General features: G+C 70.0%; 8 protein-coding genes and 1 pseudogene. 5 read left to right on the forward strand and 4 right to left on the reverse strand.

Annotation, left to right across the window (positions count from 1 at the left end):
- The 4 genes and pseudogenes from FV228_RS15025 to FV228_RS15040 all read left to right on the forward strand — a co-directional run.
- A pseudogene (locus tag FV228_RS15025) lies at nt 1-219 on the forward strand (hypothetical protein); the annotation flags it as partial.
- A 31-nt stretch (nt 220-250) separates the two neighbouring features.
- Nucleotides 251-907, forward strand: coding sequence for an HAD-IA family hydrolase (locus FV228_RS15030; protein ID WP_147855358.1), 657 nt, complete (start codon nt 251-253; stop codon nt 905-907).
- Between the two features lie 48 nt (nt 908-955).
- A complete protein-coding gene (locus FV228_RS15035) occupies nt 956-1744 on the forward strand; it encodes an ATP12 family protein (protein ID WP_147855359.1) in 789 nt (262 codons plus the stop codon).
- Between the two features lie 132 nt (nt 1745-1876).
- On the forward strand, nt 1877-2182 hold the full coding sequence (locus FV228_RS15040; RefSeq protein WP_147855360.1) for a hypothetical protein: 306 nt from the start codon (nt 1877-1879) through the stop codon (nt 2180-2182).
- Nucleotides 2183-2468: 286 nt separating this feature from the next.
- Here FV228_RS15040 and FV228_RS15045 read toward each other — a convergent pair whose 3' ends face one another.
- Together FV228_RS15045 and FV228_RS15050 are read right to left on the reverse strand one after the other, a co-directional pair.
- Entirely contained in the window at nt 2469-2963 is a 495-nt protein-coding gene (locus FV228_RS15045; protein WP_147855361.1) for a glutathione peroxidase, read from the reverse strand.
- Nucleotides 2964-3003: 40 nt separating this feature from the next.
- The gene (locus tag FV228_RS15050) at nt 3004-3564 is read right to left on the reverse strand and encodes a hypothetical protein (protein WP_147855362.1); all 561 of its coding nucleotides are present in this window, start codon (nt 3562-3564) and stop codon (nt 3004-3006) included.
- Nucleotides 3565-3697: 133 nt separating this feature from the next.
- Between FV228_RS15050 and FV228_RS15055 the strand changes: the two genes are divergently transcribed.
- The gene (locus tag FV228_RS15055; RefSeq protein ID WP_147855365.1) at nt 3698-5086 is read left to right on the forward strand and encodes an aminotransferase; all 1389 of its coding nucleotides are present in this window, start codon (nt 3698-3700) and stop codon (nt 5084-5086) included.
- A 308-nt stretch (nt 5087-5394) separates the two neighbouring features.
- On the opposite strand, the gene FV228_RS15060 is transcribed toward FV228_RS15055, so the two are convergent.
- Together FV228_RS15060 and FV228_RS15065 are read right to left on the reverse strand one after the other, a co-directional pair.
- The gene (locus FV228_RS15060) at nt 5395-6717 is read right to left on the reverse strand and encodes an HlyC/CorC family transporter (RefSeq protein WP_147855363.1); all 1323 of its coding nucleotides are present in this window, start codon (nt 6715-6717) and stop codon (nt 5395-5397) included.
- 60 nt (nt 6718-6777) lie between these two features.
- Nucleotides 6778-7915, reverse strand: a 1138-nt coding sequence (locus tag FV228_RS15065; protein ID WP_147855364.1) for a hypothetical protein, incomplete at its 5' end; no start/stop codon positions are given.

The raw sequence follows: 7915 nt of genomic DNA on the forward strand, positions 1-7915 counted from the left end.
GCCCAGCCTCAAGCCGCCCAACGGCCGGCTTCGAGCGCCCGGGCCGAGCGCCGTCGGCGGTCCTATGCTGCCTGCAACCGCGCCTCTCACCAGCGCGCCCTGCGCGGCGGCAAGCGCCGGCGGTTCCTGATCCGCTGCCGGCTCGGCTACGAGCGCACGCACGGCCAGCCCGCGCAGCAGAATCCCGGCCAGCTGCTACAGCCGGGCCGGAAGCCGTGACCGGTCGTCCCGGGCCGGACGTGGCGCGGCGATGAAGCTCATCGTCTTCGACGTCGACGGCACCTTGGTCGACAGCCAACACCTGATCGTCGCCGCCCAGGGACTGGCCTTCGCGGAGAACGGCCTGCCCGCCCCGGGCCGGCGCGAGGCGCTCTCGGTCGTCGGGCTGTCGCTGCCGCAGGCGTTCCGGCGCCTCGTCGGCGAGGACGGGCCGATCGCGGACCTCTCCGAGAGCTACAAGCAGGCCTACAATCGCCTGCGGGTCGACCCCGCCTACGAAGAGCCGCTGTTTCCCGGGATGGGCGACCTGCTGGCGCGTCTGCATGCCCGCGACGACGTGCTGATCGGGCTTGCCACCGGCAAGTCCCGGCGCGGGGTGGATCGCCTGATCGCCCATCACGGCTGGGCCGACTGGTTCGCCACCACGCAGAGCGCGGACGACGCGCCCTCCAAGCCCGACCCGACCATGCTGCAGCAGGCGATGGCGGAGGCCGGCTGCACCCCGGACGCTACCATCATGGTCGGCGACACGACCTTCGACATCGGCATGGGCGTCGCGGCCGGTGCCGTGGCGGTCGGGGTCGGCTGGGGCTACCACCCGGCCGGCGCCCTCTACGGGGCCGGGGCGGTCACGGTGGTGTCGAGCGCGGGCGCGCTGGAGGGGTTGTTCTCCGGGGGTGAGACTTAGCTTGCAACGAGGCTCGCCGACGTCCTGGAAAGCACCTATCTGGCATTCATGAGCGATGTGACGAACGAGTGGCTCGGCGAACCGGGCGACGGGGAACGCCCCGACCCGGTACGCGCGGCCCGCGGCCATGCCAAACCCGCCCTGCCCCGCCGGTTCTACAATGAGGCCGGCTTCGCCGAAGGCCCGGACGGGTTCCGGTTGACCCTCGACGGCCGTCCGGCCAACACGCCCGCCCGCAACCCGCTGAGCCTGCCGACTCGTGCGCTGGCTGAGAAGGTCGCGGCCGAATGGGCCGCGCAGGACACGGTGATCGATCCGGCCAGAATGCCGCTGACACGGCTCGCCAATACCAGCATCGACGGTGTGGCCCCCCGGCACGCGGCCGTGGTTGAGGATCTCTGCGCCTATGCGGGCACCGACCTGATCGCCTATCGCGCCGGAGATCCGGAGCGCTTGGTCTCGGCCCAGGCTGCCGCGTGGGACCCTGTGCTCGACTGGGCTCGCGAGACCTTCGGAGCCCGGGTGATCCTCAGCGAGGGCGTGATGCATGTCGCGCAGCCGCCCGACACGGTCCGGTCGCTGTCCGATGCCGTCGCGGCGGTGGAAAGCCCGTTCCGGCTGGCCGGTCTGCACACGCTGACCACGCTGACCGGCTCGCTGCTGATCGCGCTCGCGGTCCTGCGCGGCCGCCTCAGCCCGGCCGAGGCCTGGGATGCGGCCCTTGTGGACGAGACCTACCAGGCGGACGTCTGGGGCCGGGATGCCGAGGCCGAGGCGCGGCTGGCGATCCGCCGGGCGGAGTTCGAGGCTGCGGCCGAGCTGATCGTTAGCGTCTAAGCCGGATCTGGGCGGATTGCTCAGATGCACTTGCGCAACATTCCCAGGCGCATTGGTGGGAGATCGTGTCGCCGGCTGACAGGCGGCGAGGATTGACTTAGGGTCCGGCTATTCCAGCCGTCGGACCAACCCATGCGCGCCGATCCTTGCCACGACAGTCGTTTCGAAGACGCGTTGGCTGCGCTCCTGGCCGACAGACAGTCTTCCGACGACGCCGCGGCGGGCCAGGCGCTGTTCGCGGCCCTGTCACGGTTGGAGCGGCAGGCGCTGATTGCCGGCGCCGCTGATACCACTCTGCACAGGATCGCCGAGGCCCGGTTTCTGGTCGGCATCCTGCGCGACGCGATGCGCCCGTCGCGGATCGCGCCGCTGCGGAGCCTACTGCGGCTGGCGGCGGAGACTCGACGGCTGGCGGAGGCCGATCTCGATCCCGTTTAAGGCTGGGCTCGAGTCGGTCGGCTGGCTTCGCCATCCCAGAGAAATGTTATTCGCGCGCGAATTTCGAAGTTTCCCAGGCGTTCGATCCCCCGCCCTGTCATCCCGTGGCCGCGAAGCGGAGACCGGGATCCATAACCACCAACAGCTCAAGCACTTGCAATGCCGGCGGCGCTGGATCCCGGACTCGCCTGCGGCGCCCCGGGATGACAGAGTGATGGACACGGTCTGCGTAGCAATACGGGTCTGAGGTGGGTCTCTGGAAACGCAGCAGCGGTCTCGAAAAGTCTCACCCCGCCGGCTGCGCCAGCGCTTCTCGGACCTTCCCCTCAAGCGAGGCGGGCTTGGCCGACGGCGCGAACCGGGCGATCACCGCGCCGTTCCGCGCGACCAGGAATTTCGTAAAATTCCACTTGATCGCCTTGGTGCCGAACAGCCCCGAGCGCTCCTGCTTCAGGTGGTCGAACAGCGGCTCGGCCTCCGGGCCGTTCACCGCGACCTTGCCGAGCACCGGGAAGCTGACGTCGTAGGTCAGCGAGCAGAAGCTCGCGATCTCGGCCGCGTCCCCCGGCTCCTGGGCGCCGAACTGGTTGCAGGGGAAGCCGAGCACCGTCAGGCCTTCGACGCGATGGGCCCGCCACAGGGCCTCAAGCCCGGCATATTGCGGGGTGAAGCCGCATCGCGAGGCGGTGTTGACGATGAGCATTACCTCGCCCCGATGCCGCGCGAGGGGATAAGGGCTGCCGTCCGCCGCCGGCACGGTGAAATCGTGGATCGTCGTCATGCCCGATCAGTCGGGCAAATGGCGGGATGCCGCAAGGGCGTTACGCGGCCTTCACCTTCTGCACGTCGAAGCTCGGACCCTGCGGGGTCATCCGGTCGTGCGAGACGATCCGCTCGTCCGGCCCCACCACCCCGAGGCTCACGTCGCGGTCGGGCAGGACGACAGTGGTGGTCTTGTTGACGTGCACCAGCACGTGGCGCCGGAGGGGCACCGAGGCCGCCGCCCAGCGCTTGAGCTGGCCGTAATAGGGCTCCCGGCGCCAGACGGTCGCCTGGCCGGGATCGACCTGCACGTTCATGTTGCGGGACAGCGGGTCCAGGGTGAGCACCATCTTGGCGCGGTCGGGCTTCCATTCCGGGCCGAGCCAATTCTCGGTCATCCAGAGGCAGTGGAACGCCCGGCAATGGTCGGGGCGCGTCGCGTGGATCGCACAGCCCTGGCCGGCCTTGGTGTGGCGGCACCACTGGCCCGCGACGCTCTCCACCGCCGGCACGTCGTAGACCTTGCAGCACAGGGTGCAGGCGCCGCAGGCGCGGCCGGGGGCCGGCTGCGCCACGAAGGTTTCCGGCGCGAGGGCGGGAGAAGGACCGGAAGTGAGCATGAATCGTGCGTCGCGCGGGTCAAACACGGGGGCATGCATCCGGCAAAGGCCGGGCGCAGGGCCGCAGGACTACCTGCACGGGCATCGGGTCGGTAGTGTGGCGGATCCCCTGGGCATGAGGACGGTGCGAACGATGCTCTCGAATCTCGCGACCCGCGATGTCGAAACCCTGCTCCACCCCTACACCAACCTGTCGGCACACCGGCATACCGGCCCGCTGGTGCTGGAGCGCGGCGACGGCGTCCACGTCTACGACACGGAGGGCCGATCCTACATCGAGGGCATGTCGGGGCTGTGGTGCACGGCGCTCGGCTACTCGAACGCGGAACTGGTCGAGGCGGCCCGGATCCAGATGGGCCGGCTGCCCTTCACCCACCTGTTCTCCGGCCGCAGCCACGATCCGGGGATCGAGCTGGCCGAGACCCTGAAGGAGCTGATGCCGGTCCCGACCTCGAAGATCTTTTTTACGTCGTCCGGGTCCGAGGCTAACGATACCCAGGTCAAGCTGACCTGGTACTACAACAACGCGTTGGGCCGCCCGAACAAGAAAAAAATCATCGCGCGGCAGAAGGGCTATCACGGCGTCACCGTCGCCAGCGCCTCGATGACCGGGCTGACCGCGAACCATGCCGACTGGGATCTGCCGCTGCCGGGTTTCCTGCATGTGTCCTGCCCGCATTTCTATCGGGGCGCCGAGCCCGGCGAGACCGAAGAGGCCTACTCGGCCCGGCTCGCCGTCGAGCTGGAAGAGACGATCCTGCGCGAGGGGCCCGAGACGGTGGCCGCCTTCATCGCCGAGCCGGTTATGGGCGCCGGCGGGGCGATCGTGCCGCCGCGCGGCTATTTCGCGGCGGTCCAGGCGGTGCTGGCGAAGTACGACGTGCGGATGATCGCCGACGAGGTGATCTGCGGCTTCGGCCGGCTCGGCACCTGGTTCGGCAGCGAGGCGCTGGGGATCCGGCCTGATTCGATCTCCTTCGCCAAGGCCCTGACGTCGGCCTACATGCCGCTCGGCGGCGTCAGCATCGACGAGCCGCTCTACGAGGCGATGATCGGCCAGAGCGAGAAGCTCGGCACCTTCGGGCACGGCACCACCTATTCCGGCCATCCCGTGGCGGCCGCGGTGGCGCTGAAGGCGATCGAGATCTACCGGCGCGACCGGGTGATCGAGGGCGCGGCCGAGAAGGCGCCGCACTTCCAGCGCCGGCTCGCGGCGCTCGCCGAGCACGACATCGTCGGCGAGGCCGGCGGCATCGGGCTGATCGGCGGGCTGGAGATCGTCGCCGACAAGGCCAGCAAGCGCCAGTACGAGCCGAAGGCGGGCGTGGCTGCCCGCTGCGTCGCCTTCGCGCAGGGCGAGGGCCTGATCGTGCGGGCGCTCACCGGTGACCGGGTCGCCGTCTGCCCGCCGCTGATCATCAGCCCCGACGAGATCGACGCGCTGTTCGACCGGCTCGGGCGGGCGCTGGACCGCACCCGCGACTGGATCCGTGCCGAGGGGCTGGAGGCAATGCTGGGCTGAGGAGAGCCGGGCCGCGACACGCGCCCCTCTCTCCTGCACGGGCTACGATGTTCACACAACGCGTTGAGCGAGGCTCGACGCGCCCCCTCTCCCGTGCGGGAGAGGGCTGGGGTGAGGGACCAGGTTTTTCCGGAGAGGTCGCATCCCTCACCCTGTCCCTCTCCCGCACGGGAGAGGGGACCTGCGCCTCACCTGCCCGCGTGTTGCCCAGCCCGATGGGTGAGTCCAGTAGCCCGCAGAGGGAAGAGGGAAAGCGCGTGTTGGCCTTGGAGAGACTACGATCGAAACCTGTTTCGATCGTAGTCACCTCACACCGGGTCGCGCTGCGCCTCCGCCTGCGCGGTGGTCTGGATGCCGGTCGCGGTCAGCGGCGTGATCCGCAGGGTGGTGATCCGGTTCTTGGACTTCCGGATCACCTGGAAGCGGAAGCCGTGGAAGTTGAAGGCCGTGCCCTGGTCGGGGATGGTCCGTGCCTCGTGGATGACCAGGCCCGCGATGGTGGTGGCCTCGTCGTCGGGCAGGTTCCAGTCCATCGCCCGGTTGAGGTCGCGGATCGGGACGCCGCCATCGACGTTGACCGAGCCGTCGCCCTGCGGTCGCACGCCCGAGACGGTGACATCGTGCTCGTCGGCGATCTCGCCCACGATCTCCTCCAGGATGTCCTCAAGGGTGACGAGGCCCATCACCTCGCCGTACTCGTCGACCACCAGGGCGAAGTGGGTCTTCTTGGTGAGGAACGCCTTGAGCTGGGCGCGCAGCGACGTGGTGCCCGGAACGAACCAGGTCTCAAGCGCCAGGGCCTCGACCTTCAGGCCAGAGGCGTCGCCACCCGCCGCGTCCAGCGCCCGCAGCAGATCCTTGGCGTGGAGCACGCCCACGATGTTCTCGAGCGTGCCGCGCCAGAGGGGCATGCGGGTATAGGGTGAGGCCAGCACCGCCCGGACGATGTCCTCGGAGGGCTGGTCGGCGTCGATCGCCCGCATCTTGGTGCGGTGGACCATCACGTCCGAGACCGACAGGTTCGACAGGTCGAGCAGGCCGCCGAGCATGTCGCGCTCGGCCTTGGCGACGCCGCCCTCCCGGTGCATCAGCGCCACCTGCCCGCGCAACTCCTCGGAAGCGGTGAGGATCGACTGGTGCTCGCCGATGGTGATGCCGAACGGCTTCAGCATCAGCCGAACCAGGTGCTCGATGGAGATCGCCGCCGGGCCCATGATGGCGACCGCGAAGGCCACCGGCCTCGCCATCAGGAGGGCCGCCTTGTCGGGCTTGGAGATGGCGAGCGTCTTCGGCAGCACCTCGGCGAAGACGATGACCAGCACCGACATGCCGACGGTCGCGTAGATCACGCCGTTCTTGCCGAACAGGGCGGTGAGCACGCTGGTGGTGAAGGCCGAGGCGCCGATCGCCACGATGTTGTAGCCGATCAGCATCGCGCCGATGAAGCGCTCTCGGATCGCCAGGATGCGGTTCACGATCGCCGCCCGCGGGTCGCCCGCCTGTTCGAGGGCGTGCATCCGCGCCCGGGAGGCGGCCGTGAAGGCTGTCTCGGCGCCCGCGAAGAAGGCCGAGAGCAGCAGTGAGATCACCACGATGCTCGCGGCGAACCACAGGTCGATATGGGTGTCCATCGGTTCCAAGAGGCACGACTCGGGCAGCGGGAAGGCCGCCCATATAGCGTCTCGTTCGGGTTATTGCGCGCCGATCCGGCGCACCGTCCACGTCGCCCAGTAGACCGGCCGCCCGTACAGGGTCGAGGCATCGCGCCCTGAGGCCGTCGGCGCCAGGCGGTCGAGCCAGGTCAGGAGTCCGGCCTTGCCCGGGTAGATCGCCGGGGTGTCGAGGTTGCCCTGCGCGTCCGTCATCCAGAAATGCGCGCTGCGGTCGTAGCGGCCGGTGCCGTCGCCCCCTGAGCGCAGCCCGAGATAAGCCGGCGAGCGGCCGGCCTCCACCGGGTCGGCGTAGAGGGTGAGCGCCCCGATCCCGTCGAGGTCCATGTCGGGCGTGTATTGCAGGCAGATATCGGCCACGGGGCCCCCCGGGGCGTTGGCCGGCCGTTGGCAGGTGTAGGACACCGCCCAGCGCTGCATACCCTTGGCGCGCGCCACCCGCACGACGCTCCCGGGCGGCAGCGGCGCGGCGAGTTTCTTCGCAGCCGACCAGACCTTCGCGGCCGAGAGGTCCTGCGATGTGCGCAAGTAGAGCGCGGTGCGGCGCTTCTCGGGGGCGAGCCCGCAATCCTCGGGCAGCACGTCCGTGTAGACGTAGTGGTAGGTGCGGTCGACGATGCTGATCGAGCCGGCGAGCCCGTGGGTCTCGAAGGCCGGTGCCGGGCAGGACGAGGCGATCGGCTTGCCGGCCTCGTCGGCCACCGGGGCGGGGGTTGGCGGCGTGCCGCGGCCGCCCGGGGTGAACGGCGTCCAGGCCAGCCCGTAGCCGTCCGGGCTGCGCGTGCGGATCTCGAAGGTCTGGAAGTCGAGGGTGCGGGCCGCGATCTGCACCCGCCGCCGGATGTCGGCCGGCTGGTCGGCGGTCTCGTCCCGCTCGGACTTGCGGCGTCCGCGCCGCCGGCCCGCCGGCTCGGGGTCCGGAGCGCCGCCGACATTCACCCGCTCCTGCCCGAGCAGAAAGACGTAGCTGTAGGCTTCCCCGGCCCAATCGCGGCCCGAGACCGCGATCGGGTCGCGGGGGCCGATGCCCTCTGCGGTGGGAAGCGGCTCGGACCAGCCGCGGCCTCGCGCACGCTCCTCGGGGAGATCGACCCAGAACCGGTCGGCCGAAGGCGGCAGCGTCGTGGCCAGCGCCTCCGGGCTGCGCCCGGTGCGGAGC

The organism is Methylobacterium sp. WL18 (genome assembly GCF_008040015.1).
GTDB classification, from domain to species: Bacteria; Pseudomonadota; Alphaproteobacteria; order Rhizobiales; family Beijerinckiaceae; genus Methylobacterium; species Methylobacterium mesophilicum.

Coding starts and splice junctions, on each gene's coding strand:
- FV228_RS15030 (WP_147855358.1), top strand. CDS start 251: ATGAAGCTCATCGTCTTCGACGTCGACGGCACCTTGGTCGACAGCCAA.
- FV228_RS15035 (WP_147855359.1), top strand. CDS start 956: ATGAGCGATGTGACGAACGAGTGGCTCGGCGAACCGGGCGACGGGGAA.
- FV228_RS15040 (WP_147855360.1), top strand. CDS start 1,877: ATGCGCGCCGATCCTTGCCACGACAGTCGTTTCGAAGACGCGTTGGCT.
- FV228_RS15045 (WP_147855361.1), bottom strand. CDS start 2,963: ATGACGACGATCCACGATTTCACCGTGCCGGCGGCGGACGGCAGCCCT.
- FV228_RS15050 (WP_147855362.1), bottom strand. CDS start 3,564: ATGCTCACTTCCGGTCCTTCTCCCGCCCTCGCGCCGGAAACCTTCGTG.
- FV228_RS15055 (WP_147855365.1), top strand. CDS start 3,698: ATGCTCTCGAATCTCGCGACCCGCGATGTCGAAACCCTGCTCCACCCC.
- FV228_RS15060 (WP_147855363.1), bottom strand. CDS start 6,717: ATGGACACCCATATCGACCTGTGGTTCGCCGCGAGCATCGTGGTGATC.